At 47.5% G+C, this 25,937-nt stretch carries 25 protein-coding genes and 2 tRNA genes; 6 read left to right on the forward strand and 21 right to left on the reverse strand.

Annotated features, from left to right (window positions below):
• Nucleotides 1–3: 3 nt before the first annotated feature.
• Nucleotides 4–3,462: a helicase-exonuclease AddAB subunit AddB gene (gene addB / locus B9A14_RS10140; RefSeq protein WP_084665585.1), complete on the reverse strand. Its 3,459-nt coding sequence runs from the start codon at nucleotides 3,460–3,462 to the stop codon at nucleotides 4–6.
• Nucleotides 3,459–5,501, reverse strand: coding sequence for an elongation factor G (fusA, locus tag B9A14_RS10145; protein ID WP_084665586.1), 2,043 nt, complete (start codon nucleotides 5,499–5,501; stop codon nucleotides 3,459–3,461). Before fusA ends, addB begins: the two co-directional genes overlap by 4 nt.
• 131 nt (nucleotides 5,502–5,632) lie before the next feature.
• Between fusA and B9A14_RS10150 the strand changes: the two genes are divergently transcribed.
• Nucleotides 5,633–7,174: a putative polysaccharide biosynthesis protein gene (locus B9A14_RS10150; RefSeq protein WP_084665587.1), complete on the forward strand. Its 1,542-nt coding sequence runs from the start codon at nucleotides 5,633–5,635 to the stop codon at nucleotides 7,172–7,174.
• Here the strand turns inward: B9A14_RS10150 and surE are convergent.
• From surE to B9A14_RS10170, 4 genes are all read right to left on the reverse strand, one after another.
• Entirely contained in the window at nucleotides 7,082–7,936 is an 855-nt protein-coding gene (gene surE / locus B9A14_RS10155) for a 5'/3'-nucleotidase SurE (protein ID WP_084665588.1), read from the reverse strand. The two genes, B9A14_RS10150 and surE, sit on opposite strands and share 93 nt — an antisense overlap.
• Before the next feature lie 13 nt (nucleotides 7,937–7,949).
• Entirely contained in the window at nucleotides 7,950–8,837 is an 888-nt protein-coding gene (locus B9A14_RS10160) for a tetratricopeptide repeat protein (protein ID WP_084665589.1), read from the reverse strand.
• A gap of 109 nt (nucleotides 8,838–8,946) precedes the next feature.
• Nucleotides 8,947–9,399, reverse strand: a complete 453-nt coding sequence (locus B9A14_RS10165; RefSeq protein ID WP_084665590.1) for a Fur family transcriptional regulator — start codon at nucleotides 9,397–9,399, stop codon at nucleotides 8,947–8,949.
• A 6-nt stretch (nucleotides 9,400–9,405) separates the two neighbouring features.
• A complete protein-coding gene (locus B9A14_RS10170) occupies nucleotides 9,406–10,359 on the reverse strand; it encodes a hypothetical protein (RefSeq protein WP_084665591.1) in 954 nt (317 codons plus the stop codon).
• Nucleotides 10,360–10,521: 162 nt separating this feature from the next.
• Here B9A14_RS10170 and B9A14_RS10175 point away from each other — a divergent pair, with 162 nt between their 5' ends.
• The gene (locus B9A14_RS10175) at nucleotides 10,522–10,872 is read left to right on the forward strand and encodes a TIGR04086 family membrane protein (protein WP_084665592.1); all 351 of its coding nucleotides are present in this window, start codon (nucleotides 10,522–10,524) and stop codon (nucleotides 10,870–10,872) included.
• Between the two features lie 2 nt (nucleotides 10,873–10,874).
• Here B9A14_RS10175 and B9A14_RS10180 read toward each other — a convergent pair whose 3' ends face one another.
• The 7 genes from B9A14_RS10180 to B9A14_RS18005 all read right to left on the reverse strand — a co-directional run bounded on the left by B9A14_RS10180 (nucleotide 10,875) and on the right by B9A14_RS18005 (nucleotide 17,939).
• Nucleotides 10,875–11,693 carry a hypothetical protein gene (locus B9A14_RS10180; protein ID WP_084665593.1) on the reverse strand — a complete coding sequence of 273 codons (819 nt, stop codon included), beginning with the start codon at nucleotides 11,691–11,693 and terminating at the stop codon, nucleotides 10,875–10,877.
• 199 nt (nucleotides 11,694–11,892) lie between these two features.
• Nucleotides 11,893–14,661 carry a helicase C-terminal domain-containing protein gene (locus tag B9A14_RS10185; protein WP_084665594.1) on the reverse strand — a complete coding sequence of 923 codons (2,769 nt, stop codon included), beginning with the start codon at nucleotides 14,659–14,661 and terminating at the stop codon, nucleotides 11,893–11,895.
• A gap of 27 nt (nucleotides 14,662–14,688) precedes the next feature.
• Complete coding sequence (thiL, locus tag B9A14_RS10190) at nucleotides 14,689–15,696, reverse strand: thiamine-phosphate kinase (RefSeq protein ID WP_084665595.1); 1,008 nt, start codon at nucleotides 15,694–15,696, stop codon at nucleotides 14,689–14,691.
• Nucleotides 15,697–15,799: 103 nt separating this feature from the next.
• Nucleotides 15,800–16,075: a hypothetical protein gene (locus B9A14_RS10195; RefSeq protein WP_084665596.1), complete on the reverse strand. Its 276-nt coding sequence runs from the start codon at nucleotides 16,073–16,075 to the stop codon at nucleotides 15,800–15,802.
• A 59-nt stretch (nucleotides 16,076–16,134) separates the two neighbouring features.
• Nucleotides 16,135–17,061 carry a quinate 5-dehydrogenase gene (locus tag B9A14_RS10200; RefSeq protein ID WP_172839133.1) on the reverse strand — a complete coding sequence of 309 codons (927 nt, stop codon included), beginning with the start codon at nucleotides 17,059–17,061 and terminating at the stop codon, nucleotides 16,135–16,137.
• A gap of 89 nt (nucleotides 17,062–17,150) precedes the next feature.
• Nucleotides 17,151–17,771 (reverse strand): DUF3786 domain-containing protein, encoded by a 621-nt coding sequence (locus tag B9A14_RS10205; RefSeq protein WP_084665598.1) that lies wholly within the window; start codon nucleotides 17,769–17,771, stop codon nucleotides 17,151–17,153.
• A gap of 42 nt (nucleotides 17,772–17,813) precedes the next feature.
• Nucleotides 17,814–17,939: a hypothetical protein gene (locus B9A14_RS18005; protein WP_269456737.1), complete on the reverse strand. Its 126-nt coding sequence runs from the start codon at nucleotides 17,937–17,939 to the stop codon at nucleotides 17,814–17,816.
• A 217-nt stretch (nucleotides 17,940–18,156) separates the two neighbouring features.
• On the opposite strand from B9A14_RS18005, the gene B9A14_RS10210 reads away from it, so the two are divergent.
• From B9A14_RS10210 to B9A14_RS10220, 3 genes are all read left to right on the forward strand, one after another.
• Nucleotides 18,157–19,401 carry an ISL3 family transposase gene (locus tag B9A14_RS10210; RefSeq protein ID WP_084665599.1) on the forward strand — a complete coding sequence of 415 codons (1,245 nt, stop codon included), beginning with the start codon at nucleotides 18,157–18,159 and terminating at the stop codon, nucleotides 19,399–19,401.
• A gap of 60 nt (nucleotides 19,402–19,461) precedes the next feature.
• Nucleotides 19,462–19,538 (forward strand) — tRNA-Arg (locus B9A14_RS10215).
• 10 nt (nucleotides 19,539–19,548) lie between these two features.
• Nucleotides 19,549–19,624 (forward strand) — tRNA-Lys (locus B9A14_RS10220).
• A 669-nt stretch (nucleotides 19,625–20,293) separates the two neighbouring features.
• Here B9A14_RS10220 and B9A14_RS10225 read toward each other — a convergent pair.
• Nucleotides 20,294–21,064: a DUF5343 domain-containing protein gene (locus tag B9A14_RS10225; protein WP_084665600.1), complete on the reverse strand. Its 771-nt coding sequence runs from the start codon at nucleotides 21,062–21,064 to the stop codon at nucleotides 20,294–20,296.
• Nucleotides 21,065–21,237: 173 nt separating this feature from the next.
• Here B9A14_RS10225 and B9A14_RS10230 point away from each other — a divergent pair, with 173 nt between their 5' ends.
• A complete protein-coding gene (locus tag B9A14_RS10230; RefSeq protein WP_084665601.1) occupies nucleotides 21,238–21,444 on the forward strand; it encodes a hypothetical protein in 207 nt (68 codons plus the stop codon).
• A gap of 66 nt (nucleotides 21,445–21,510) precedes the next feature.
• Here B9A14_RS10230 and B9A14_RS10235 read toward each other — a convergent pair whose 3' ends face one another.
• The 7 genes from B9A14_RS10235 to B9A14_RS10265 all read right to left on the reverse strand — a co-directional run bounded on the left by B9A14_RS10235 (nucleotide 21,511) and on the right by B9A14_RS10265 (nucleotide 25,935).
• Nucleotides 21,511–21,648, reverse strand: coding sequence for a hypothetical protein (locus B9A14_RS10235; RefSeq protein ID WP_157109919.1), 138 nt, complete (start codon nucleotides 21,646–21,648; stop codon nucleotides 21,511–21,513).
• Nucleotides 21,649–21,803: 155 nt separating this feature from the next.
• Complete coding sequence (locus B9A14_RS17750) at nucleotides 21,804–22,439, reverse strand: N-acetylmuramoyl-L-alanine amidase (RefSeq protein WP_084665603.1); 636 nt, start codon at nucleotides 22,437–22,439, stop codon at nucleotides 21,804–21,806.
• On the reverse strand, nucleotides 22,417–22,845 hold the full coding sequence (locus tag B9A14_RS10245) for a phage holin family protein (protein ID WP_084665604.1): 429 nt from the start codon (nucleotides 22,843–22,845) through the stop codon (nucleotides 22,417–22,419). Before B9A14_RS10245 ends, B9A14_RS17750 begins: the two co-directional genes overlap by 23 nt.
• A gap of 16 nt (nucleotides 22,846–22,861) precedes the next feature.
• Nucleotides 22,862–23,587, reverse strand: a complete 726-nt coding sequence (locus tag B9A14_RS10250) for a trypsin-like peptidase domain-containing protein (RefSeq protein WP_084665605.1) — start codon at nucleotides 23,585–23,587, stop codon at nucleotides 22,862–22,864.
• 439 nt (nucleotides 23,588–24,026) lie between these two features.
• Complete coding sequence (locus B9A14_RS10255; protein ID WP_084665606.1) at nucleotides 24,027–24,539, reverse strand: hypothetical protein; 513 nt, start codon at nucleotides 24,537–24,539, stop codon at nucleotides 24,027–24,029.
• Nucleotides 24,526–25,359, reverse strand: coding sequence for a hypothetical protein (locus B9A14_RS10260; RefSeq protein WP_084665607.1), 834 nt, complete (start codon nucleotides 25,357–25,359; stop codon nucleotides 24,526–24,528). The genes B9A14_RS10255 and B9A14_RS10260 overlap by 14 nt, the downstream gene beginning before the upstream one ends.
• Entirely contained in the window at nucleotides 25,360–25,935 is a 576-nt protein-coding gene (locus B9A14_RS10265) for a YmfQ family protein (protein ID WP_084665608.1), read from the reverse strand. It lies immediately after the preceding gene.
• Nucleotides 25,936–25,937 lie beyond the last annotated feature (2 nt).

Raw genomic sequence — 25,937 nt, forward strand, 5'->3', positions numbered from 1 at the left:
ATCTCACCTTTTTAAGGCCTTATCACTTTCAAGGTGATAAGAGATGGCCTCCCAGAGTTCTGGAATCTTTAGCTCGGGTAAAAAGCGATACCTATTCCCTGGTAACAAAGGGTCAAAGCCACAAACGGGCTGATAAGGGCAGTACTTACATGGTATATAGCTTCCCTTGCGGTAAGGGGAGAGCTCTATATTACCTTCTAAAATTTCTTGGGCAATCTCCCCTAAAAGTTTCCGTAAGTATTGGCGCAGCAAGGTAAATTGTTCTAAAGAAAGGACCGGGGAACGGGAATTGAAAGAGCCATCTTTATTAAAGGCAACAGGCAAAAAAGGGGAAGGACCTGGAAGATGGTGATCCATAAGTTTTAGGGCCTTAAGGTCTGCCACTAGTAACCCTTTCATTTTAAACTTTTTTATAAGCTCTTCTTCTAATTCTGCCACCACTTCTTCCTTCCCTTCCCATGTTGTTGGTGGTTCATCGAGTTTAATGAGGGGATTAATTACTGGGAAATATAAAACCGCTGCCGGTAGGCAAGGACCGCCCAGCAAGAGATGGCCATAGGTTAATACTACCTCCAGATAGGTCAGAAGCTGGAGTTCTAGCCCCCAGTAAAAATCGACTAGCTTAAAATTAACAGGTCTGGACTTATAATCTATAATCCGTATCCAGAAATTATCTCCTTCCTGGACTGCATCTAGGCGGTCTATGCGCCCGTAGATTTCTAAAAGCTCTCCCTGGGGTAAGACCAGTCGAAGACCGGGTAAGGTCTCTCCAGAACCGAAGGTTACTTCACTACCGACTGTGCGGAAGGAAGTCCACTTGGCCTGCTCCACCAAGACCGCTGCGGTCCTTTGGATTATCCCTATAAGTTTATGGGTTAAATAGCGGTAGCGCGCGGTGCTAAAGAATATTTCGTTTTGAAACTTAGGTAGCAGTTTTTCTACTACATCCTGGCAGAGCTTTTGGCAGGAGGCAAGCTCCAAATCTTTCCAGTCTTTGTGTTGCTTCCTTAGGGCAACGGCTAATTCTTTAAGGGCGGTGTGAAAAAATTCCCCTAGATCTGGAGGTAGAAGTTGGTAGCGCTGGCGTTCTTTAAGCTTTAAGCCATACTTTAAGAAATGGGAGAAAGGACATTTTTTAAACTCCTCCAAACGGGATACAGTAGTCTTAAGGGGGTCCCCATATAAGGCATAGGCTATATCCTTTGGTAAAGGGGGTTCCTGGTTAGAATAAAAGAGTCCCCTAATGATCTTGGCCAGGATTTCCTTATATAGGGGATGCGATCTTGCCCAGTTGTATACCTCTAGCCATACAGGTTCTAGGTCAGCACCTGATTTAAGTTTGCTTAAGTTTATAGCAAGTTGAGATAATAACGGCCTGGGATGGGTAATAGGCTCGGGGATAGAGGGAATCTCTTTTAACTGCGGCAGTAAAGCCTTTAAGCGGGCAATTATAGGTGAAGGTCTTAAAGCGTTGCCTTCTTCATCAGCCAGGGCGTAACTTATCCCTAAAAACTCACGTGAACGGGTAAGGGCAAGATAAACTAAGTGTTGCTCCTCCAGTAAACGCCTGCGGCTACTAGGCCCCACTTCCCATCCTTTCTCCAAAAGGTATTCCCTTTCCTCATCCTTTAGAAAGCCTAAGGCTAAAGGCCTGGCAGGGAAAATACCTTCGTTCACTCCCAGAAGGAAGGCAGCCCGCACTTCAGGCAGCCGCGAGCGGTCAAGGGATATTACCAATACTTGGTCTAGCCCTTGGGGTATAAGGCCCAGGAGCTCTCCTTCCAGAGCAGCCATTATAATTTGCTGGTATTCTTGGAGGTCTATCCTTTCCTCTCCCAAAATGTCCACTAATTGCTCAAGGATTTCTATTATCGTTTCCCAGATCTGGGCATGTTCTTGAGCTTCTTCCCACTGGCCATTTTCCATAGCTTTAAGGCGCCATTCCTCAAGCTTTTCCGGTACCTTAAGCTTAAGGAGAAGTTCGTAGAGGGCTAAAGTAATCTCCTGCACGGATTGGGCTTGGCGTAACGCCCTATGGAAATCCCCTAGTAGAGCTACGACTTTGTTTTTTAAGAGATTGATCTCCAGGGTCTCCTTTTCGTTCTCCAAGGCCCAGCGTGGCTGATAGGTCCAGGGCTGGCTATCTAACCATCGGGAACCCTGTATGCCGCAAGCAAGTACATAATTTTCAAGGACATCTACTTCTTCCCGGGAAAGGGGTAGAAGATCGGTCTTCAATAGCCGAAAGAGGGGCTCATAGGCCCAGTTTTGGCTTACAGTTTCCAAGGCGGTACATATCAGTTTTACGAGGGGATGATGGGTTATAGGGCGTTTAACATCTAGAAAAAAAGGAATTTCATAATCCCTTAACACGTTAACCAAGAGGCTCTGGTATAGTTCTAAGTTACGAACCATTATGGCTATATCCCGCCAGCGGTAGCCTTTCGTCCGGGAAAGATAAAGGATCTCCCGGGCTACCGTTTCTACTTCTGCTCGGCGATTCGAAGAACTAAAGATTTTTAAATTGACTACTTCTTGGGGCCAAGGGGAAGCAAAAGGAGTAAAAAAATTCTTTTCTACCCAGGCAAGAATAGGAACTTCCGCAAACCGCGGGGGTATTCCTTGATCTAAAACAGTCATCGGTTCTACAGGCACATTTAAGCGGACCGCTAGGTTTTGAAGCTTTTTAAAGGTTTCCTTGGGGGGATAGAAGGGATCTCCTTCCGACAAGGAAGCTTCCAAATCTTGAGCGTTCATACAAAGGGTTATATGTACCCGCCGGGCGGCTTTAAGTAATCCTTCTAATACTTTATATTCTTGGGGAGTAAAACTGCTAAAGCCATCTAGCCAAATTTCAGCTTCCTTAAGGCTGGGGGCTTTAAGGAGATTAGAGGCTAATATTTCCAAGTAATCTTCCGCAAAATGGGTATTCCCTTCTAAAGTTTTCTCCATATCTTCCCAAATAAGGGCAAGATCATGTAGTTTAACCGCCAGGAGTTCATGAGTGCCTTTTAAATCAAGGGAGGCGGCTGCCTCCCGGAGTTTAGAGGGGCTAAGGCAGTAATATTTAAACTCTTTGAGGGTGGAAGCAAGTTCGTGTATAAAGCCGGGCTGGTGCCAGGCTCCCAGGTGCAGGATCTTTAGATGCTTTGCCCGGCGTTTAAGCAGGCGGCGCAAGAGCATATGCTTAGCTAGGTCACTTAAGGAAGGCCGGGCCGCTCCCCCAACTTCTTGGCTTACCCGCCAGGCTAGGCGCTGAAAACTTAAAACTTGGCAGCGTATAGAGCCCTGCAAGCCTGGTAAGTTCACCAGGGCCTTTTCCATTTGAAAAGTGGCCTGTTCGGGAACGAGTAAGATTATGGCAGGCCCTTGGGGAGCGGCCAACAATTCCTTACGTATCTCTTGTAGGCAATACCGTGTTTTTCCACTACCTGCCCGGCCAAGAATAAAGTGTAAACTCATTCTTGCTTAGCTTGTCTAGCCTCCTGGATGATTTTTTCGGCCAGGTTAGCCGGTACTTCCTCGTACTGAGCGAATTCCATGCGGAAGTGGCCGCGGCCTTGGGTTAAGGATTTAAGATCGATAGCGTAACGGTACATTTCAGCTAAGGGCACCTGGGCCCGGATTATCTGGTTTTTGCCTTCAGCTTCCATACCCAAGATCCGGCCTCTTCTCCCGTTGAGATCGCCTATGATATCGCCCATAAACTGTTCGGGGACGGTGATCTCTACATTCATGATGGGTTCCAGGAGCACAGGCTTAGCCTGTTCCATGGCCTTCCGGAAGGCCATGCCCGCGGCGATTTTGAAGGCCAACTCGGAGGAATCCACCGTATGGTAGGATCCATCGGCCAGGTTCACTTTAATATTGGTTACCGGATACCCCGCCAAGATACCCTCCTGCATGGCCTCACGGATACCCTTTTCAACTGCTGGAATGTATTGCCTGGGGACCGCTCCACCGAAGATGGTTTCTGTAAACTCGAATTCCTTATCCGGGAGGGGAGACATATCGATAAACACATGCCCATACTGGCCGCGCCCGCCGGTCTGTTTTTTGTACTTGCCCTCGACCCTGGTGACCGAAGCCCGTATGGTTTCCCGGTAGGGTACCTTCGGGGTGGACATCTCTACCTCTACCCCGAACTTAGAATGGAGGCGTTCCAGGGTAATATCCAGGTGCAGTTCCCCCATACCGGTCAAAATGGTCTCCCGGGTTTCGGTATTCTTACTAAGGCGTAGAGTAGGATCTTCTTCTAATAGGCGGGCCAGGGCGTTGCTGAGTTTATCTTCATCGCCCTTGCTTTTAGGTCTTATGGCCACGGGCAAAGTGGGCTCAGGGAAGTTTATACCCGGTAATTGCTTAGGGTTAGTCTTGGTAGTCAGGGTGTCCCCGGTACCGGATACGGTAAGCTTGGTTACCGCTCCTATATCCCCGGGTTTAAGCTCAGTTACTGGTATTTGAGTTTTTCCCTGGAGGGTAAACAGCCCACTTATTTTTTCTTCTGTTTCTTTATTGGCGTTATACACGGTTATATCAGGTCTTAAATTCCCGGAGTACACCTTAAAAAGACTGATCTTACCCACATAGGGATCGGCTAAAGTTTTAAAGATAAGCGTGGCCAAGGGTTCCTTTTCTAGTTCTACACCGGGCTTGCCTATCCTGTCTGCTGGTGAAGGTAGAAAGTCTACAAGATAATGGAGAAGCTCTTCCACGCCCATATTCTTTAAGGCTGAACCACAAAGGACAGGGATAACTTTGCTGGTAGCTACCGCTTGCTTTAAGCCTTGACGTATTTCTTCTGGCGCAAGTTTCCCCCCTTCTAAGTATTTCATAAGGAGTTCATCATCGCCTTCAGCAGCTGCTTCCACAAGAAGCTCCCGGAAGCTTTCGGCTTCTGCCCTATACTCTTCTGGTATGGGTATCTCCTTACGCTGGCCGTTCTGATAGGAATATGCTTTAAATTCCAGCAGGTCTATTATCCCGCTAAAGGTTTCGGCGGCTCCTATAGGAAGCTCTACGGGTACTATATTACCGCTTAAAAGCTTTTTCATGGACTCTAAAGCCCGCTGGAAGTTAGCGTTTTCACGGTCCATTTTATTAATAAAGGCTAAGCGAGGCAAGCTAAATTTGTCGGCTTGTTCCCATATGATCTCGGTTTGCACTTCTACTCCTGCTACAGCGCTTATGACCACAACTAAACCATCAGCTACGCGTAGGGCAGCCACTACATCCCCAAAAAAGTCGGCATAGCCGGGCGTATCTAACAGATTTATCTTGTGACCTGCCCATTCGCAGAAGGCTAAGGAAGTATTGATACTTACCTTCCTCTTGATTTCTTCAGGATGGAAATCGGTTACTGTGTTGCCTTCCTCTACCCGGCCTAGGCGTTTTGTGGCTCCAGCCTGGAAAAGCATCGCTTCCGTCAGGCTGGTCTTTCCTGCCCCCCCGTGAGCTACGAGGGCTACGTTGCGAAGGCTTTCTGTAGGATAAACTTTCATTAAGTTAAGACCTCCCCGCAGTTCCTTTGAGAATAACCTTCTAAAGAATATAATTGGCTTTCATTTAAAAAAAATCCTTTTTCGCAAACAAGATTTTTTGCTGGGATAAACTTTAGGAGGTGAGCATAAGGATGGGAAATAGAGGTGAAGGGCTAATGCTAGGGACGAGCCTTTGGCAGGGGGCGGCTATCCTCACCCTGGCCAATTTTTTAAATAAAATTTTAAGCTTTGTCTACCGTATTCTGATTATACGCCTTATCGGACCGGAAAGCATGGGGCTTTACGAGATGGTCTTTCCTTTTTATACTTTTGTTCTAGTCGTGGCTACTGCCGGCCTTCCAGTGGCCTTGGCTAAACTTGTTGCCGAGCGTGCAGCCCGGGGAGAATGGGGGCTAGTACGTAATATCTTTCATCTATCCTTGATTTTCCTCATAATAAGCGGTCTAGTCTTCACCGTTATCCTCTACTTCGGAGCTCCCTTCTTAGGCCGTCTCTTTGCTGATAGCCGCGTATACCCTGCCTTTATGGTTATGCTGGTAGCTTTGCCTCTGGTGTGTACTTGTTCCGCCTTCCGGGGGTATTTTCAAGGATTAAAACTAATGGGCCCCTTGGCCCTGGCCCAGGTGGTAGAGCAGGTAATCAGGGTAACCAGCGGTTTAAGTTTGGCCCTTTATTTTTTACCAAGGGGTATAGAATGGGCTGCGGCAGGCCTAGCTTGGGGTATGGTTTTGGGCGAAGGGGTAGGGTTAATAATAAGCCTTTTGATTTTCCGCCAGGCTAGCCCTTACTATCTAGCGGGAGAGGCACACCCTCTTTTTTTAAAGGATTTTTTAACCCTTGCCCGCTTGGCCATTCCGGCCACCTTAGCCCGGGCTGCTACTGGCTTTACTCTTACCTTGGAAGCCCTTTTAATACCTCATAGGCTTCAGGCTTGGGGGGCCAGCCTACGGGAAGCCACAGCTTTGTACGGCCAGTACTCGGGGATAGCCTTAACCCTGGTTTACCTCCCTATGACCATTACAGTAGCTGTGGCCATGGCCATGGTACCAGGTATGGCAGAGGCCCAAGCTTTAGAGAACTACAGCCTCCTCCAAAGGCGTTCCTTCCAAGCCCTGCGGATCACAGTCTTAAGCGGGCTACCCTTTGCTATTTCCTTTCTTTTTCTGGCCACGGAAATATCTGACATAATATTTAGGACGCCGGAAGCCGGCGTCCCTCTTAAGGTTTTAGCCTGGGGCTGCCTTTTCTTATACTTGCAACAAACTACTAGCGGTATTTTACAGGGTTTAGGGGCCATGAAAACTGCCCTTTATACCACCCTGGTGGATGGTGCTGTGGACCTACTGGTGATATACTTTTTAACCCCCTTATGGGGTATAAAGGGGGCAGCTTGGGGAGTGAATTTAGGAGCTTTACTAAGTACTTCTTTAAATTTGAAGGCCATCAACCGCTTGATCAATCTACGTTTTAATCTTCTCGAGCTATTCGGACGACCCTGCCTGGCTGCCCTCATGATGGGCTTAAGCATTAAACTGTTACAAAAGATAACCTGGGGTATAGGATGGAGGGAACTAACCGGGCTACTCCTTATGGGAGGTATGATCTATATGGTCACCCTCCTCTTGACTCGGGCCCTCCCCTCCCGCCTCCTGGTGTTTTGGAAAAGGATTTAGACCTTGGAGCAAAGGGAACTCGCCCCGCAGTTGCTCAAGGAAGCGGTGATCAGTTAAGTCCAGGTGCAAAGGGGTGATGGAGATAAACTTACGGAGGAGAGCCCCTATGTCCGTATCCGGATCTGCATCTAGATCCTTTACTTCACCAGCTAACCAGAAGTAGGCCTTTCCCCGGGGATCGATGCGCCTTTCGATAGTATTAATGTAGCGCCTCTGGCCTAGACGGGTTAGGGCGATACCACTTATGTCTTCGGGGGGTAAATTAGGAATGTTCACGTTTAAAAAGGTCCCCGGGGGTAGCCCCCGCTGGGCTATATATTGGCAGAGGGAAGCAGTAAAAGCGGCCGCGAAACTATAATCAGATTCCTTTTCACCTGCTAGGGAGACGGCGAGGGAAGGAATACCATTAATACACCCTTCTATAGCTCCAGAAACAGTCCCCGAGTACAGGACATCGGTTCCTAAATTTTCTCCCCGATTAATCCCAGAGACTACTACATCAGGAGGCTGAGGTAGAAGAGCTTCCAAGGCCAGTTTAACACAATCTGCTGGCGTCCCGTTAACAGCAAACCCTTTAAGATCAGGGGCGAGTTCCACTTCAGTAACACGTAAAGGTTTATGCATAGTAATACCATGACCTATGGCGCTTCTTTCTCTTTCCGGAGCGACAATGAACACCTGTCCCCGGGAAGCTAGCTTACGGCCGAGAACTCGTAATCCTTCAGCAGCAATACCATCATCGTTGGTTAATAAGAAAAGCAAAGTAAATTACACCTCATGGTGATTTTATACTTAGAGTTTGAGGTAACCCCAGAGCTTTATTATAACAGTAAACGGCTACCTCCTCTAGGTTTAATTTAGCATAAATATCTCCTTTTATCTCCCAAGCCCGGCTACTTTGGGGGAAGCGCTCGAGGAATTTTTCCAGGAATAGGAGAGCCTCCTCGTAACGTCCTAGCCGGGCTAAAGAATGGGCGTAGGCTAGGGAAGCTTCCTCATCATGGGGAGCAAGACTAATAGCCTTCTCCCAGTAAACTAGGGCTAAGGCTTCCTTACCTAGCTTCATAAGGAACTGAGCTACTCCCTGCAAACAGAAGGGATCCTGGGGACGAAGGCGCAAGGCCTGTTCATAACAGGATACAGCTTCTAACCAGCTATTGGTAACAGCTAGGGTTTGTCCTAGGTTAAGCCAGAATTCCACTTCTTGGGGTTCTAAGGTTAAAGCCTGGCGGTAGCATTGTATAGCTTCTTCCCGCTTTCCTAAATGGAATAGGCATACCCCCAGATTATTCCAAAGGCAGGCATCGTTTTCACCATAACGGAGGGCGCGGGCAAAGTAGGTATAAGCTTCCGACCACTGATTTAACCGCTGGGCCGCTACACCTGCATTGAAAGCCACAGCCGGGTCCCGGGGACAAAGCCGTAAAGCCTGCCGGTAAGCACTCAAGGCTTCCTTATTATATCCAAGCTTAAGGTAACAATAACCGAGATCATGCCAGGCAGCAGCATCCCGGGGCTTAAGCTTTAAATACTCTTGATAGCAGGCGGCTGCCTCTAAATAAAGTTCCCTTTGCAAGTATTCTTTAGCCCTTTCCTTAAGATGTTTATCTTGGCTAACCGCCCAAGGTTTGTCTAAAGAATACCGCGAGGCAGGAACAGGCATGCTTCATCTCTCCTTTATCCGGTTTCCTATTCCTGCCTCTAATTTTTCTCTCCTTCATATGTTAATTCCTACCACATATGCCAAGAAATTTCCGTCAAAATACAAGCCTTTAAGGCTTTTCCTGCCCTTTTTCCCTACATTCTCGACAATAACCGAAGAATTTTAGTTGGTGATCTGTGATCTGGAAATCCGTCTTTTTCGTAATAAAGTTTTCTAGGGATTCTAATAAATCATGGTCAAACTCCAGTACTTTTCCGCAAGCAAGACAAATAAGGTGATGATGGTGGTGTTCCGCGCGGGAGCTGAACTCATACCTTGCCCGGCCATCCCCAAAATTTATCCGTTGGAGTATATCTAAATCTACTAGGAGGTCTAAAGTGCGATATACAGTGGCCAGGCCTATGTCAGGGTACTGCCCCTTAACAATGTTGTACACTTCTTCTGCGCTCAAATGTTCTTTAGCGTTGTTTAAAAAAGCCTTAAGTATCACTTGGCGCTGGGGGGTTATTTTATAATCTTGTTCATGGAGCTTTTTATAGATTTCCTCTAGCTGGTTTTCCATGTTTCCTCACCCTATAATGAAGGTTTCTAGTACGCCCCATCCTTGACTTTCTTCTTCCGGGGTTGTAGCTAGCCGAAGGAATCCTGAGCCGCGCTCTACCCGGAAGGAACCTTTTTCCCCTAGGAGGTGGGTGGTATTAAGTTTAAAAGTTACCATAGGGTCTGTACCAGTTCGGAGTTCAAGGGAAGAAGAACCTTGTGTATCGACCAGATTGCTTTCTACCTTAGAAGTACTAAGCTTCATTTCTGAACCTTTAGCCAGATAGAGAGCTTGAATATGACGTCGGCTATATAGTAGGTTGCCCCAAAAATCGGCAGCTAAAAGGGTGTATTCGTCGGTATAGAAACGAATTATGCGCGCACCTTCCAGGGCTTCCGGAAGGGGGAAGTTGCACCGGCGGTGGTCGTGGTAACCGATACCTTCAATCTTATACCTTTTCCCTTCTAGACTTACCTCGCCTTGGACACTAGCCCGGGGAACGGGGACCTGCCAGTAGATATAGCGCAAACCTTGATCACCGTAAGCCACTCGGCCTATACCTGGCTGCCAGCCAGCAAGAAGCGGGAAAAATTCTAGCTCTCCTGTAACTCTGGTGCTTTCCAGATAAAGGGAATACTTATTCCCCGTATATTCGGCCCTGCTCGGTCCAATCTTTAATTGGCATCGCTCGGTAGAAGCAGTAAAATCTTGGGGACCCACCTCTATACTTTCGGTGTTTTTTTCACCCCCTACCCACCAGGCAAGCTTATGGTATGCTGGCGGGCTGGATGACATATTGCTTAGGGTAAAGGCAACGCGGAAATAAAGGTGGTCAGGAGTTAAAATTTCGAAAAGCCAGCTTTCCTCCAGGGTTTCCCCCTCCCGGGGCGGGTGATAAGCATCATCTTCTACAGTCAAAGGTTTATCGATTAGGGCGTTAAACTCGGCATCCTGCCAGAAGGAGAAGGTGCTCTCCCGCAACCGGATTTCACCCCTTTTTAAGGCTTATGCTCTTAACCTTACCCGCTTTAAATTCGACATGGGCAATAAAAAACCTCCTAATCTCCTTGGTTCTTTTATCTTTAACGGTTGCATAAGGTTAGAATAAAAAACTTCCCATAAATTTTCAAGGAGGGAGGAGGCATGATCCGTCCCCTTTTGTTAGGGCTGCTCCATACTTTAATGGCGGCTTTAATCCAAGCAGCCATTCTCGGTGTGCTCTTCTACGCCACTCCTCTATCCGAAGCTTGGTTGCCCCTTCTGGCTATGGTGGTTCTTGCTTTGGCGATTTTCTGGGGCGCCTTACAGGCTGCTCGCCTAGCTGGTTCCCGGGGACTTTTCCAAGGCTTAGGAGTGGCTCTCCTTTTTATTTTAGTCCTTGTAGCCTTAAGCTGGACAGGCGGCACCTTAACTGTTAAAGCATTAGCTCAAAAATTGGGGCTCTCTCTTTTGGCCGGTGCTATGGGTGGTATCGCTGGCGTGACCGGGCGCTAAGACTATTTTCTAATTTCCCAGTGGCCAGCGATATGGGTGATAATCCAGCCTTTACGCGTCTTGCGGAGGCTTAAAGTGGCGGGTGTTTCAAAGCTTTTTGTGGTCAAGGGATGCCATATTACATCGCCCTGGACCCAGGCTGTATCCTTGTCTACGAGCCCATAATCGTTAATATAGAAAACCAAGTAAACGCCGGCTGAACTCGCCTGGCGATCTTTTTTTAAAGCAGAAATGATACCAGCAGAACTGAGGCGCCTCCAGTAATCCGGGTCCACCAGGGAACGGACGCGATTCCAATCCCCCCGCTGGATGGCCCTATAGAATTCATCAGCTGTATATACCGGGGATTCGCTTTCGATAGCAGCTATCTTCCATGTATTTCCGAACCGTAGAAGCCTTATAGTTTCTTCTGAAGAGATTATACCCTTTCGCGGGGAATCCCATTCGGCTTGTCCCCGGGCCCATGCTCGCCCGGCTTCTTCATCTACGTTTTGTTCCGCAACCAGGAAAAGGACAAAGCGCAGGCCAGGCTCCATATTTTTTCTAGCCTGCCATTGCTGTAAGAAACCTTCTTCCTTAAGATGGGACCATAGTTCAGGAGTCACCAGCTCCCTTACTTTTTCTTCATTTCCCTCCTCTACAGCTTTATAGAAATAATATATGGTATCAAAAGGCGAAGGTGAAGTAGAAGTAATGGGGGATAAAGCCGGCAGAGCTGGAGAAACTATGAAATCCCTGTCATTCCCTTTTACATAACCCCATAAATGGGATAAAAGCCAACCCACCAAGATACCTATAAGGATATGCACGGCCGGCCGCATGTACCACCGCCCCTTTCTATTTAATTCTTAAGGGGCGGAGGTAGGGATTTATGCTATTATTGGTGGAGTATTTTTTTTAAGAGCCGTTTTAAGAATAAAGGTAAAGGGATAAAATAAACCCGCATTTTTCCACCTCGCTCCCCGGGGCGCCCCCATTTCCCTTGCTATATATACTATTAATCCCTCCTAAGGTAAGTGATTAAAAAGAAAACCAAAACTTAAGCTGGGAGAGTATATCCTTTACAGGGTTAGATGTAAAATTTACCTCTGGTAAGGAGGCCAGAAAATAGGAACCGTAACGCTTTGAGGTTAGCCGGCAGTCTAAAATTACAACTGCCCCCCTATCAGTAGAACGGCGGATTAGGCGACCAAAGCCCTGCCGGAAACGGATGATAGCTAAGGGCAAGCTTAAGTTCATAAAGGGATCTTGACCCTGCTCAGCTAAACTTTCTAAGCGTGCGGCTAGGACCGGGACGTTAGGAGAAGGGAAGGGCAACCGGGGAATTATAAGACAACGCAATAAGTCACCGGGCAGATCTATTCCTTCCCAAAAGGTACCGGTTCCCAGCAGGATGGCTTGAGGGTAACGGCAGAATTCTTCTATTAATTGAAAACGGTGGCCGTCTATACCTTGCCCTAATAGTACTTCTGTAGGTGAAAGGGAGCTTAAACTTTCGTATATGGCGCGGAGGAACCGATGAGAGTTACAAAGGACTAAGGTGCGTCCTCCCGCGGCGCGGGAGATGTCTAATATAGCTTTTGCTGTGGCCTTAGCGTATTCCTCATCACTTAGATGGCTAGGATTAGGCAGGTCAGTGGCAATCAAAAGCTTAGCTTGGGTAGAGTAATCAAAGGGTGCTTCTACCGAACAAGTAATGACCCGCTCCCCAGGTAGTAGCTCCAGGCCAGTACGACGGCAGAAGAAAGAAAAACTCTTATTTACCTGTAAGGTGGCCGAAGTAAAAACTATACATTCTTTAGTTTGAAAAAGCATGTCCATAAGCCAAGGCCCTACTTCCAGAGGTGCACTATATAGAGTAAACCACCCGTTAGGGCCCCTTTCCATCCAGGCCACTTCTTTATCCTCGTCGCTATCCAAAATCTGTTGTAGACTATTTAAATAAAACTTGAGAGCGGCGGCCATCCTTTCGGCTTCCCGGGCCTGAAGGGTGGCCCCCATATCCTCAAGTAAAGGAACCAGCTTCTCTAACTCGTCCCTTAACCTTTCCCAAGTTTCTTCTAGAACACCGGCAGTCTCCAATACAAGTTCCCAGGCGGGCAGTTCCTTGACTTTACCGGCCAGGCGTAAAGCGAAATCTTGACGGTTATTTTTTTCGCTTGCTTCCCATAAAGACTTAAGGGCTGCAAAAAAGCTATCCGTAGCCTCTTCTGCTTTAGCTAAAGCTAGAAGGCTTTTTTCTACCTGGGAAAGGAAAAAGGCTTGATTAGGAGGAGGCAATTTCTCGGCCAAGGAGCTGAGGTTAGGTAGATATCCCAGGAGGCGAGGCTTTGCTTGTAAGCGATGAAAGAAATAATGGAGGGTACTCTGGCTTAAAGAGATGGCTAGATGCTCCGTAGCTGTATCCTCCAGATGATGGGCTTCATCGACGATAAGGTAAGAGAAAGGAGGCAGTACCTGATTCCCCCACCGGAGGTCGCTAAGAAGCAAGGAGTGATTGATAATAAAGATATCAGCTTCTTCTGCCCGGCGCCGGGCGGCGGTAACAAAGCAGCCTGCAGTGTGGAAGGGGCAATGGGAACCGAGGCAAGTTTCGTTATCGGAGGAAAGGAGGCTTTTCCATCCTTCCTCTTCAGGTAAGGTTTTAAATTCGCTCCAATCGCCAGTCAAAGTGAAAGCTAGCCAACGCCAGATCCGCAGAGTGAAAATTCTTTCCGGGGTGTCATGGGAAGGTAGGCTCTCTTCCCATTCTAACAGCCTTCGTCTACAGATATAATTAGAGCGCCCTTTGAGTAAAGCGGCTCGAAAAGGGAAAGGCAAAGACCTTTGCAACAAGGGTATATCTTTATACCAAAGCTGTTCCTGCAAGCTTATGGTATGGGTAGCAATGGCTACCCGGCATCCCTTCTTACAGGCCCAGAATATAGCGGGAAGAAGATAAGCCAGGGATTTGCCAGTACCTGTACCTGCTTCCACTAGAGCGTGTTTGCTTTCTTCCAAGGCCTGGGATATAACTCTTAAGACTTGTTCCTGTTGGGGGCGATATTCATATCCGGGTAAGGCTTGGGCCAGTACACCTCCAGGTTTTAAAAGCTCAACTATAGCTTCCGGGGAAAATGCTCCCTCTTCTTCCGGAACTTTTTCTTCCCTTTCCGGAAACTTAATTTCCCCGGAAGCAGCTACTTCAGCGAAGGAGCTGGGTGGGTGTGCAGAAAGGGCTGTAGCAAACCATAAGGTTAACCGGGAGGGGACGAGCTCCTTAAAACGCTTAAGGAGGGTGGGATTTAGTTTTAAGGTTTCCTTCCAGAGGATTTCTAAAAGTTGAGCCGTAGCTTTGGCATCCGATAAGGCACGATGTTGTTCCGCTAGATCTATATTAAAGTGGCGGGCTAAAACGTGGAGTTTGTGGGAAGGAAACCAAGGGAATAGAATACGGCTTAATTCTAAAGTGTCTAAGATAGGCCCCTCCCATAGAGAACCTGAGGCTTTAGCGAGGAAGGCCATGTCAAAAGGAGCGTTATGGGCGATTACAGTAGCCCCTTGGAGCAAAGATAGAAAATTTGGTAAAACTTCTTCTAAAAAAGGAGCCTCACTTACCATATCCTCCTTAATACCGGTGAGGCGCTGGATATGGGGCGGGATAGGTTTTCTTGGATTTACTAGGGTACTGAATTGCTGTACCAGGCGGCCTTCCTCGAAACGAAGGGCTGCCATTTCCAGGATAGTGTCCTGTGAAGGATCAAGACCGGTGGTTTCTAGATCCACCACCACATAGGGGTTATTTAACATTAGGTATCACCAAGTAGGTTTTAATTTTTAGGGTTTAAAATGGTTATAACCCCCTGCAGGCAAGGGTATTTTTTGTCCTTGATATAAAAGCTTTAGCCCTTCCTCAGGAGGGACTATTTCCCCTATCACAGTAACTGGGGTACCGCAGACCCTTTTTACTTCCTGGCTTATCCTTTCAGCAGCTTCGGGTCGGCAGGTCCAGAGGAGCTCAAAATCTTCACCTCCGAAGAGGGCATAGTCCAAAGGGGATTTTCCATAAACTTCGGCTACTTCCTTAAGACCAGGAGAGAGGGGTATTCTTTCGGCATATATGAGGGCTCCCACATTGGAGGCCTTAGCCACTTCCCTTATCTCGGTGGCTAGGCCGTCGCTTATATCGTCGGCAGCCGTTAACCCTGGGATTTCTGTGGCTACTCTAGCCTCTTTAACGCGAGGTAGGGGCCTAAGGTGTCTCTTCTTTAGTTGGTTGGCCAGCTCAGCATTCAGGGGGCGCGGATCTAGGAGCAAGTCAAGGCCGGCTGCTGAACCTCCTAGATCACCGGTAACCAGGAGGAGATCCCCTGGACGGGCGGTGGAACGATACAGAACTTTTTCGGTTTCTACTTTACCTAGGATGGTGATATTGATAACTATAGCTTTCGGGGAGGCCACCGTGTCCCCTCCGATGATATTGATACCAAAGCTGCGGCAGCATTCTTTTATCCCCTGGTAAAGCTCATCTACAAATTCTACTTTCGCCTGAGGAGGAAGCCCTATAGATATCACAATTTCTCCGGGTACTCCAGCCATGGCCGCGATATCGCTTACATTCACTGCCACTGCCTTATACCCTATTTCCCAAGGGGTCGCGGTTTCACAGGTAAAATGTATATTTTCTACGAGCATATCGGTGGAGACGAGGAGGAGATACCCAGGATGGTAAGGGAGGACTGCAGCATCATCACCTATACCCTTGATCACCCTTTTTGGCTCTACTAAACAGCCTTCCTGTATCCGCTCAATAAGCCCGAATTCCCCTAATTCTGTTATATACAAGGACAAAAAACCCCTTCCATATTAATTAAGTTTCTACTTTCCTGCTTGTCTTAAATAAATATTGCCATAATAAAAAGGCTGGAGCAAGATTTTCCTGCCCAGCCTAAAGGAGCTTGCCAGGAAGGGATTGGGAAAGGAGGCTTAGCAATTCCCTAAGACGTTGTTGTATATATTCATCATGGGGATCTAGCTGATAGGCAGACCAATAGTAGCCTATAGCTTGGGCTGGTTGTCCCCTGTACTCATGGATAACACCTAGAGCCAGATGGGCTTCTAGATCATAAGGGTTGCATCTAACCCGCCGCAAGTAGGCTAGAAAGTTTGCTTCATCCTCTAAGAACTTCTGTTCAAAGAATACCTCCCCTATTTTAACCTTCATTTTTTCTTCCCCTCCCGTCCTAAGTTATTTTATGGACGAGAAAGGGAGAAAATTCCTTATCAATATCCCTCAATTAATCGTGGGAGCCATTTTAGCTCCTGGGCCAAGCTCATATAGGTACTAAGATCCCCCTTTCCTGCGCCTAAAGCTACCAGGGCTGCCTCCACTGCGTTGGCAGACGGACAGCCTACTTTCCAAAGGGGCGTGGTACTTACTACCCACTTAATACCTTGCTGCTTTAAAAAGCGGAGGTCTTCCCCATTGGTTCCGCTGGTGATGAGGATCTTATCTTTAGAAAGACAAGGTAGAAGGTAACGGCGGATAAAATGCCAATTTCCTGCAATAATGTCTACATGGCGGGCGAAGGAATTCCAGGTCCGGCCAGCTTTTTCCTGGGCAGGGCCTAAAGGGTAAAGGAAACTTAAAGGGAGATGAGACAACGCGGGCATGGTCCAACGGGCTATCCTGGCAAATAGAGATAAAGGCAAAACGAGGGGCAATTTAAGGCCGAAGAGCGGATCCCCGGCTAAAACTTTACATCCTGCACGGGAAAGGGCTTCGGCTAGCCAATAGCGGTCCAGGACAGATACCACCAAGGCTGTTTTTCCAGCAAGAGTTATACCCTGGTTTTGAAGCACTTCTACTGCTAAGGGTTCTACAGCTTGTTTCCAACCGGAGCCATCCACTAGGGGTGTCTTTAAAACCTGGGAAGCCAGGCGCCTTCCAGCCGGGCAGGGGATACGGTGGTCTCCTATGTAATAATCTAGATTAGCTCCTGCTAACCCTAAGGCTGCTACCTTGCCGTCGAGGGAACTTAAAACTTGTGCTGCCCGGGTAAAACTGCCATGGCAACCCACACGCTCCACAACGACCTTACCTAAGGGAAGCTCTAATTCCTCCTGGAAGTCGCGCCGGGTAGTCCCTAAACTTACACTTACCACTCGAAGCATTACCGTGGGGCTTCTTCTTACCCCCCTATCTTTCATTCGCCTTACCAGGGCCTTAAAGCTTATCTAAACTTTTGCTTTTGCTTTTCCTTAAGGCTCATGTATCCAACTCCAAGTGTCTTGCTTCGTTATTCCTTTAAGCTTAAAGCCAATTTTAACCGACGAACTAAGTATTCGGCCAGCACTGCGCAATCTTCAGTGGATAAATGCTCAGGAACAGAGGCATCAAAAAGAATAGTGCCTCCCGAAGGCACTTCTTCATCTCCTGCCCATAAACTTAAGCATACAGGGACCAAAGGGAAGGGATACAGGATAATGCTAGCGTGGCCTATTTTAGTCCTCTCCCCTCCCAGGGAACTCCCTGCTAAAATTAGGCTATCCAGGTGGGGGGTAAAGGTGCGGATTAAGGGTAAAATGGCGCGGTAATAAAAGGGTGTTGAATAAAGCATTCCTCCAGGCAGTTCTTTAAAAGTAATCCATTGGCCGTGTAGGGAAGATCCTGGGCTAGTTAGATAATGGAGGAATAGAATCTTAAGATGCGGGTCTATTTCTTCTTCTTTTTCACCATGGATCTCTCCAGAAGGGTAGCTGATCCGATAAACTTGGCTTAGAAAGGGGCAAAAAAACTGGCTACTTTCCTTATCCCAGCCCACCCTTTTCTTCTGGGCTATATTTGCTGGGGAGGCAGCTTTAAGCTTGTCCCTGGCAAGTTTTAAGGGAACGTTCAGATTATAGGGTAGTCCTTTCATGATATCACCTACGAAAAAAGCCAGCTCCTAAGCTGGCCTATTTTACGCTAAAGGAACAGTTATACAATGTTTTTCTACTTCTTCCTCTAGTAATACCGGCAGCTCCTCTTCCTGGAGGATACGGTATCCAACCTCTTCCCCTTCGATCCAGGTTAGCAGGTATTCCACCGGGCTCGCCCCCTGAATTTTGTATACACTATTCTACATATAGAATACCACGGAGTAAGGGCAGATTTCAAGCGGCTCTATAATAAAAAGTGTGGGATAGGGGTAGATGGGATTAAGCGAGTGGGAAGGTAGATTTTGGTTGTAGGAGGAAAAGGACGGGGGCACATCCAAATTGAATGTTAGCAAACACAAACCCCTTCAAGAAAGGAGTGCCCCCATGCACAAGATTAACACGTTCACCCTCGAAGAGCAAGAGAATTTTGAGAAAATACTACAGCCCATTTTAGAAGAACCCCAAGACCCAGGAGATATTGTGTTAAAGGTAACCGTAGACCCTCCAGAGGTATGTCCTGTATGCAACGAAGGCAAATTACACAGGCATGGCTTCTTAAAGGAAAACCAGAAGCCAAAAGAAAGAAGAATTCATCATGCTTTCTTATATGGGAGATGGGTTATTCTGTCCTGGGTTCCCGTACGGTATAAGTGTTACCGTTGTGGTAAGACTTATACCCTTCGTCCTCCGGGTACCAACCCCTGGGCCAGATTTACAAAATTAGGGGTGCAGACAGTAGTTTATTATGCCCAGAGGATGAGCTTTACTTATGCGGCTCAAATGTTAAACCTTACCCCCACTAGGGTTATAAGATTAGTGGACAAGTATGTCCAGCCTAATCTTCCTTTTGATGATACTCAAGAACCTATAGTGTTAACCTTAGATGAGCTATCCTTTACTGGGAACGATTTTGTATGCATGGTAGGGAGGTTGGAACCGGACAAGAGGCCTTTGACTATTTTAGAGGATGTGAGGACGGCAACTATAAAGGCTTACCTAGAAGAGCTCAAGAAAGCTGGGGTCAAAGTAGAGGCGGTAGTAATTGACATGAAAGACTCTTGGCGTAAGTTAATCAAAGCAATATTTCCTTCAGCCAAGATAATAGTAGACCCTTTTCATGTGATCCAGGATGCTAACCGTCGTTTAGATGAGGCAAGAAGGATAGAGCAAGAAGCGAGCAAAGAGAAGATACCCCGGTTTCCTTTGATTAAAGCTAAAGAGAGACTTACTCCCAGACAGCAAGAGGCATTAGAAAAAATTAAAGATAAATACCCGTCCCTCTATGAATTATACCAGCTAAAGGAAGACTTAAGGCAAATTCTAAGGATGGACCGGGTAGAAGAGGCAAAAGCTGCTTTGAGCCGTTGGTTTATAAATGCAGAATGCGCTGAAAATGCAGAGGGACGGATATGGGCCCGTACTATCAAGTCTTGGAGGTCAGAAATATTAAACCTGGTAAGATATACCCAGCAAGGTCGCCGGTACACTAATGGCTATATAGAAGGTAAAAATACCTTAAGCAAAATGCTTAAACGCTTAAGTTTCGGCTTCAGAAATCGCATTCATTTCATCAAAAAAATCTTCCTAGGATGTTGCCCCCAAAATCTGATCCCACAACTATTGACATAGAGCCATTTCAAGCTTGACTCTCAAAAATTATTCAGATATAATCTTTAATGCGTTGAAGGAGCGCCCGTAGCTCAGGCGGATAGAGTAACGGAATCCGAGTCCGGAGGTCGCAGGTTCGAATCCTGCCGGGCGCGCCACGTTTTACGTGCGCCAGTAGCTCAGCTGGTAGAGCAGCTGACTCTTAATCAGTTGGTCGTGGGTTCGAATCCTACCTGGCGCACCAAGAAAACTAGGAGTCGCAAGAGTTTGCGGCTCCTAGTTTTTTATTGCCGTGGTCCTATCAGGGAAAACCGTTGCCCAATCGTTGCCTAAATCCATAGTACACAAACAGATAAAGCAAAAAGCCCAGCGACGAGCCGGGCAGCTAGTGGATAATGTGGACGGTGGTTATATTCGACGGCTAATTAAATATTCCTGCTACCCAAAATAGAACCCGCAACATAACACCTAATCAAGCACCACAACATTCTTCCGAAAACTATACCCCGCATTGGTCGGCACAATGCGGGGTATATCTTCTCATTTAGCGGGTTAAACTAATTAATGGGAATTTTAATTGGCCACGCCTTGTACCCGTAATCGTGCGCCCAGATTTTTCGCCCATTTACGGTAATCCAAGCGCGAAAAATAATGTAGTACTTGGCGTAAGCCCCATTTTTGCCTTTTGGCATGGCGGAATTACCCCCCTTCAGGGGTTTTACCACCTTGCCAAAGGCGCCAACAACGTGTTATGATACTCGTGGTAGGTTGTCTTCTTTCTCCGAGTACCATAGCCGACACACGATGTTAGCTGCCTTTGAGGCCACCCCTAGGCCTCCTAGGGCAAAGCGGCCAGGCATTTTAAGTGCCTGGTAATTTTTTGCCCGCCCTAAACATGGATATCTGCCTCCCTTCAGAACATAGTGTTTTTACTAAACTGGCTCATTTGCTGCTGCTCTGGCTCTGCAGTTAGCTTCCTTTCATATTCCTGTAATTTATCGATTAGGCTAAAAACAAACTCTCTGTCTTCTTTTGTCATCTCAAAAACATTCAAAGAAGCTATTAAGGTTAACTTGCCTCCACTTTTTAGTTCAATGGTTTTAGAAGTACCTTGTCCGAATACTTCGTCGTTAGCGATTTGGTAGCTTTTCATGCTCTTATCCGAAATAACCACGTCCGAATTTGATATATTCTCACGAACCTTAAACGTTTTCTTGCGCCGAGAACTACTGCTAATTGAACGTGTTTTGTTATTGAGTAACGGGCCAAGCGCTATTCCAGAATACTGGCAAGCTTGCAATAGGAAGCTAATTGCTTTTTGAAGGGTAGAACCCTTGACGCCATATTTCCGAATAGTCTCCTCTAGTTGCATAGGTGATACTTTCATCAAGTCAATTGCTTTAAGAACTTCCGAATAAGAATTCATAAGCAATTCCTTTAAAATAGTTTTTCTGTTTTCTTTATCTTCCACGAGTTTTTCAAGAATAGGTTGAGTATAACCGTCTTTGTCGATTAGTCCCAGGAATCTAAAGGCATGCAAAAGCTGATTCTGAGTAGCTCCGGAAAAGCTAGGCCATACAGAACGGTCAATTCTACTAGGTAAGCCTTGTTCAAGACTTTCAATTGCAGTTAGAAAGGTTCGGAAGGGAACATAAGGTACTGTAATTTGTTCGTCATGCTTCATTAGTATTCACCTCCCCATAACTATAGCATCAATGCTATTATTTTCTTGCTTTGGTTACAGTATAAGGCATCGAACCGTATTTTGTCAATACGGTATGCGATACTCTCGGATTGTTTGAGACTATTTTTTGTAAATGCGTTTGCCGTAGATAAAATATGGTTGGAGGTGATACAATGCAGCCAGGAGATTTTGTTTTAGTCCGGGTTTTTGGTAACAAAGAATTAATACGCCGTGTTGTAGCACTAAAAAAAGATTGTGTCCTTATATGTACAAATGAAGAATATGAACGAGCTATTAGTGAAGGACGTGAACCCATTTCAGTTGGTTTTAAATATGAAGATATATTAGGGAAAATGCAGCCTAAAACTCAAGAAAAGTAGATTGTTAGTATTATAAAACACCAAAGCCCCCGGACCCGCGGTCAACCCGCAGGCCAGGGGCTTTGTCTACTTCCAACGCCGCAACCCGCACTCTGGACAATACACCGCGCACCCCGCATCCTCCAGCTGGCCGCCGCACTCTTCGCACCTGGCTGGCTCGGCCAGGCCGACAGAGTTCCACTCCTGGGCGGTGTTCTCATCCACGGTGACGAGCTCGCCGGCATAATAGAGGTCGCGGCTAACCTTCATCCGCACTAGCACCTACCGCCACCTCCGCTAGGGCCTGGTCTAGCAGGCAGTCTAGACAGGCCCCTTCCCCTTCCCACTCCGATAAGCATACCGGGCATACCCCATTTAGCTCATCCTTTCAGCTTTTGGTATAGATTGAGCAAGGCCGCCGCCAACTCTGCCCTGGTAGCGGGCTGGTCGGGGCGAAAACTTCCATCCGGGTAGCCGTGTATGAGGCCGAGTTCTAGCACTTTTTTGATTGTTGCCTCCGCCCAATGCCCTTCATAGTCCTTCGGGAACTTCCCTTGCGCTATAGTGCTACGTATGGTCGCTACATCCAAGCACCCAGGGCAGGCAGTGGCATTCACTTCGTTATGGCCTAATATCCGTTCCGGCGTGATAGGGTACTGCCGCATTAGAGACTTTATCAAGCCGTACAAAGAGAGAATCTGTGCAGAAGTGGGCTTGGTCTTAGTAAAGTCACCCACGAGGCAGATACCTACACTATCCTGATTTCTACCAGGAGCATGAGCACCTGTTTTGAGAATATCCCGCCCCGTTTGTACTTCTCCATCTGCCCCACCACGCCCATTGCAGATTACAAAATGGTACCCTATGTCGGCCCAACCGTTTACTTCAACGTGCTCTCGGCGGAAGATCTCAACATTGCCCTCTTCGGTAGCAGAATGGTGCAATACGATATAGCGTATGCTCTCTGGAGTGCGGGAGGCCATAGCTACGGGTTCAGGCCCCAGTGCTACCGTCATCTTGGGCGGCACCCCCCTGCTTTTCCTTTAGCTGCTCCAAGGCTGCCTTTAGGGGGGCAGGGACAGCCACTCCAGCCCTAGAGAGGTTTTCTAATATTGAGAGTCCTTCGTTAGCGATATAGAAGAAAATGGCTAGACTTCGGAGCACTTCTGTCCCCAAAGCAATATCCAGCCAGTAACCTACAGCCACCGGCACAAAAAGGAGTATTTTCTTCGCAATGCCCTTCAAGCCTACGTCGGAGTTTAGCCTTTTCTCATACCAGGCCGCCGTCAGGCCGGTAATGTAGTCCAGCACAACGAAAAGTACCAGCACCTTTAATGCCACGTCCCAGCCCCCCAGCAGACCCGTGAGCAGGCCGCCTATTGTTGCAATAGTCCATTTAACGTAACTCCCTATGTTCTCCATTTCTGCTACCTCCTTCTCATCGAATTTTATCTGCTACACGTGCCAAGAAATCTTTTACGACTTGCAGTTTGATGGCATAACCCAGCCCCTCAAAAGCTTCTCCTACGATTTTAGCTACTGCAATGCCGACTATTTCTCCACGCTCGTTTATCACCGGGCCTCCACTGTTGCCGGGGTTTATGGGGGCATCTAATTGCAGCCACTTTCCTCCCTGGCGACTTAGGTTGCTTATTATCCCTACGGTTACGCTCTCTATCAGGCCAGCAGGAGCACCGATAACAGCTACAGGCTCACCCAAGGCCGGGTCTTGTTCTGCCAGCTTCAGCGGAGGCAAGGTTTTGGCAGTTTTGATGAGGGCTAAATCATTATGCTGGTCAGCGACGACTATCTCCCCAGGAAAGTTCTCGCTATTTTCTTTCATAAGGGTAAACGTGGTATTCAGTCCTACTACATGGTTATTGGTGATGATATAGCTTCCCTCTTGGTCATTAGCGATACAGGCCCCACTGCCTAAGTTGGTTCCGGTGTGCACCATTACTATGGAAGGCATTACGGCAGGAAGAATATCATCAAAAAGGCCATTGCGAAACATCCAGCGATGAAGAATGGAAGCCATTTCCTCTCGGGTGAGGGGCTTCTCTGGTTGAAAAGTGCCGTCAGGGTAGCCGGACATTAAGCCCGCCTTGCTCACGGCTTCGATGCTCACTCGACTCCAGCGGTCGGGGGTTACGTCTTTATACATGTGGCATTCCTCCTTCAAAAATAATAAAGCCGCTCACCGGCGGCAAATGAAGCCCGTTAGTTATTCTGCAATATAAACAATAACGAGCAGCAGTTGCTGCTCGCCGTATCTGTGGCAATTCTGCCGAGTGGGGGTGCCACAAGCCCCATCGCCCCTTTACCCCTGTTTAAGCCAGATGCATAAGTGAGGCTCGGCCCTCACTAAATAGGCCGTCTGGCACCGCCGTTGGCTCATTTTTCGCTTTGCACCACAACGCTCTTGGGGCGCTGTACTCTCAATTTATTAAGCGCGGCCGGGTCGGCGGTGGTTCATAAGGAGCTTGCCTAAGAGCTCCACTTTGACCACCTCCTGAGGGCTTCTAGCAAATTTATACTTTACCCTTCCAGCGGTTGTCAATCCTCTTATTAGTAGAGGTGGCCTTGCTGCGCTTTAAGTCTACCTATACAAGAGTTACTACTTCCCACGCAAAATCGTAAGCATTAGTTGAGTCGCTTCTAGAAATGAGGAGGTTTGTGCTACTAGTAAGGTAAGCGTAACCCATATATTGTGAACCATAATAAGAACTGCCAGCATAAACTAGTTTACCTGATAGTGTCACGAAGGATTTAGTAGGATCTACAGCTGCTATCGCAATGTTTGCAGACGTAGCACCGGCCGGAATCTGTCCAGTACCCCTTTGGACACTGATACCGCTAGCGAACTCTAGAATATATACATAAGCTGATTGATAAGAGAAACCTTCATATACTAAAGTAGTTGAATTGCTTAAATATACTCTTATGCCATAGTATCCTTCCGAAGCCACCTTAAGGTATGGATGAATAACTAAAAATGTTTTTCCTAAATCGACGGCAGTAATGGATGCAGTATAACTTCCCGACGACGTAATTTGAACGTTTACTCGTTGTATAGATTTAATCTGTGCCCCGCCTAAAAGGTCAAACCCAGCCACTCCCTGTGTATCCTTTAAACTTACCCTCACCAGTATGGAAGATTATTCTCCCTTGGTAACCAGTCGGGTAAGCCGATACTACCTCCACCCTTAGCTCCTTGGTAGTATCAGTACGTATAGCAGTTGCGCTCATATTATCAACTTGATCCAGCCCAACATCGGCTTTGGTAAGGACTACGTTACCCGTCTTACCGGCTACGCTAAGAACATTCGCACTCAACACACCATTGGAATCTATATTTACTCCATCACCCTGCTTCACGTGCCCAAGTACCGTAGATGACGCTTTTTCGGCCAAATGCGCATCATGCTCCGCTACCAGATTCCGGCCACGGAGCAGATCCGCATTTACTTTTCCTATTCCTGGCACCAAGGGCCTTTTATCGGCCACCGTGGCAATATTGCCAGCCGAATCGGTAGTAACCTCCGCAATGGGTAGGTAACCCGTTTGGGTAGAGTGAGCCGTGCCCCAGGAATAGGTACCGTCCGGCTGGAAGTCAAGATAATAAGTCGTACTGGCGAGAGAAGTGGTGAAGCTCGCCGCTGCCGGGGTGAAGCGCCGTAAGCCGCCATCAGGCTGCTGGACGTAGCAGGCCCCAGCGGTCACATCCAATTGGTTTGCTACGGTGGCGTTCTTGGAGGGCACCATGCCGCTTACAACGAAGCCGGAGGCGAAAATATCCTGCGCTAGAACCTCTGGCTCCTTGCGGGTGGCAGCGTTAGCGTCGATGGTGTCGTAGATGGTGTTAAACGCCGCTCGGCTTACCGTTTCGTTGCCCAGCGGTTTGGGGATATTAAGTCTTGGGGAATAAGTAGGCATTTACGACCTCACCTCCAATTGATCCCAAGTGAGAGCAAGGCTATCGAACGCGTCCCAGGTCTCGTTCTTGGCATCCCACTCGTCCCAAATAAAGTAGTTGAACTCGTATTTCAAATCCAGGTGTGCCGGGACCACTGCCCGTACCGCTGCCTTCAAATCCTCCAGGTTAGGCGGCACTCCCGTAGTATCCACGAAACGAATCGTTACGGTATAACCCTCAAAGTCTTCAATTACATCAACAGCTCCCTTGTCATAGCTTTCTGCCACTTTTTTGACCACGTAAATAGTAGCCGTACCGTACCCGCGTAGCCTGGAGATAATTCTATCCCGCCGCTCGGACTCAGGTTGGTCTTCCGCAGGAGGCAAGCCTAGCTCCTTTTCCCACCTTTCTAGCCCCCACGTGGCAGTGCTAACGAAAAACTGGTTGAGAACTTCGTCTAAGGCCTGCCTTAACTTGTCGAACTCACTACCCTGGGCCTGTAGGATGGCTTTCATTACTCGGCTTGTTTCGTAATATCGGGGAAGGTACGTCAGCATTTCTTTGCCTCGCGTGCTGGTTATTTCATAATCTGCCATTT

Source organism: Thermanaeromonas toyohensis ToBE (assembly GCF_900176005.1).
Taxonomy (GTDB): domain Bacteria; phylum Bacillota; class DSM-521; order Neomoorellales; family Neomoorellaceae; genus Thermanaeromonas; species Thermanaeromonas toyohensis.

Bases quoted from the DNA above. Each gene is read 5' to 3' on its own strand.
- B9A14_RS10250 (WP_084665605.1), bottom strand. From the start codon at position 23,587: ATGTATAAAGACGTAACCCCCGACCGCTGGAGTCGAGTGAGCATCGAA.
- B9A14_RS10265 (WP_084665608.1), bottom strand. From the start codon at position 25,935: ATGGCAGATTATGAAATAACCAGCACGCGAGGCAAAGAAATGCTGACG.
- B9A14_RS10260 (WP_084665607.1), bottom strand. From the start codon at position 25,359: ATGCCTACTTATTCCCCAAGACTTAATATCCCCAAACCGCTGGGCAAC.
- B9A14_RS17750 (WP_084665603.1), bottom strand. From the start codon at position 22,439: ATGACGGTAGCACTGGGGCCTGAACCCGTAGCTATGGCCTCCCGCACT.
- B9A14_RS10175 (WP_084665592.1), top strand. From the start codon at position 10,522: ATGATCCGTCCCCTTTTGTTAGGGCTGCTCCATACTTTAATGGCGGCT.
- addB (WP_084665585.1), bottom strand. From the start codon at position 3,462: ATGAGTTTACACTTTATTCTTGGCCGGGCAGGTAGTGGAAAAACACGG.
- B9A14_RS10225 (WP_084665600.1), bottom strand. From the start codon at position 21,064: ATGAAGCATGACGAACAAATTACAGTACCTTATGTTCCCTTCCGAACC.
- B9A14_RS10200 (WP_172839133.1), bottom strand. From the start codon at position 17,061: ATGAAAGATAGGGGGGTAAGAAGAAGCCCCACGGTAATGCTTCGAGTG.
- B9A14_RS10205 (WP_084665598.1), bottom strand. From the start codon at position 17,771: ATGAAAGGACTACCCTATAATCTGAACGTTCCCTTAAAACTTGCCAGG.
- B9A14_RS10195 (WP_084665596.1), bottom strand. From the start codon at position 16,075: ATGAAGGTTAAAATAGGGGAGGTATTCTTTGAACAGAAGTTCTTAGAG.
- B9A14_RS10230 (WP_084665601.1), top strand. From the start codon at position 21,238: ATGCAGCCAGGAGATTTTGTTTTAGTCCGGGTTTTTGGTAACAAAGAA.
- B9A14_RS10160 (WP_084665589.1), bottom strand. From the start codon at position 8,837: ATGCCTGTTCCTGCCTCGCGGTATTCTTTAGACAAACCTTGGGCGGTT.
- B9A14_RS10180 (WP_084665593.1), bottom strand. From the start codon at position 11,693: ATGCGGCCGGCCGTGCATATCCTTATAGGTATCTTGGTGGGTTGGCTT.
- fusA (WP_084665586.1), bottom strand. From the start codon at position 5,501: ATGAAAGTTTATCCTACAGAAAGCCTTCGCAACGTAGCCCTCGTAGCT.
- B9A14_RS10210 (WP_084665599.1), top strand. From the start codon at position 18,157: ATGCACAAGATTAACACGTTCACCCTCGAAGAGCAAGAGAATTTTGAG.
- B9A14_RS10185 (WP_084665594.1), bottom strand. From the start codon at position 14,661: ATGTTAAATAACCCCTATGTGGTGGTGGATCTAGAAACCACCGGTCTT.
- B9A14_RS10245 (WP_084665604.1), bottom strand. From the start codon at position 22,845: ATGGAGAACATAGGGAGTTACGTTAAATGGACTATTGCAACAATAGGC.
- B9A14_RS10165 (WP_084665590.1), bottom strand. From the start codon at position 9,399: ATGGAAAACCAGCTAGAGGAAATCTATAAAAAGCTCCATGAACAAGAT.
- B9A14_RS10150 (WP_084665587.1), top strand. From the start codon at position 5,633: ATGGGAAATAGAGGTGAAGGGCTAATGCTAGGGACGAGCCTTTGGCAG.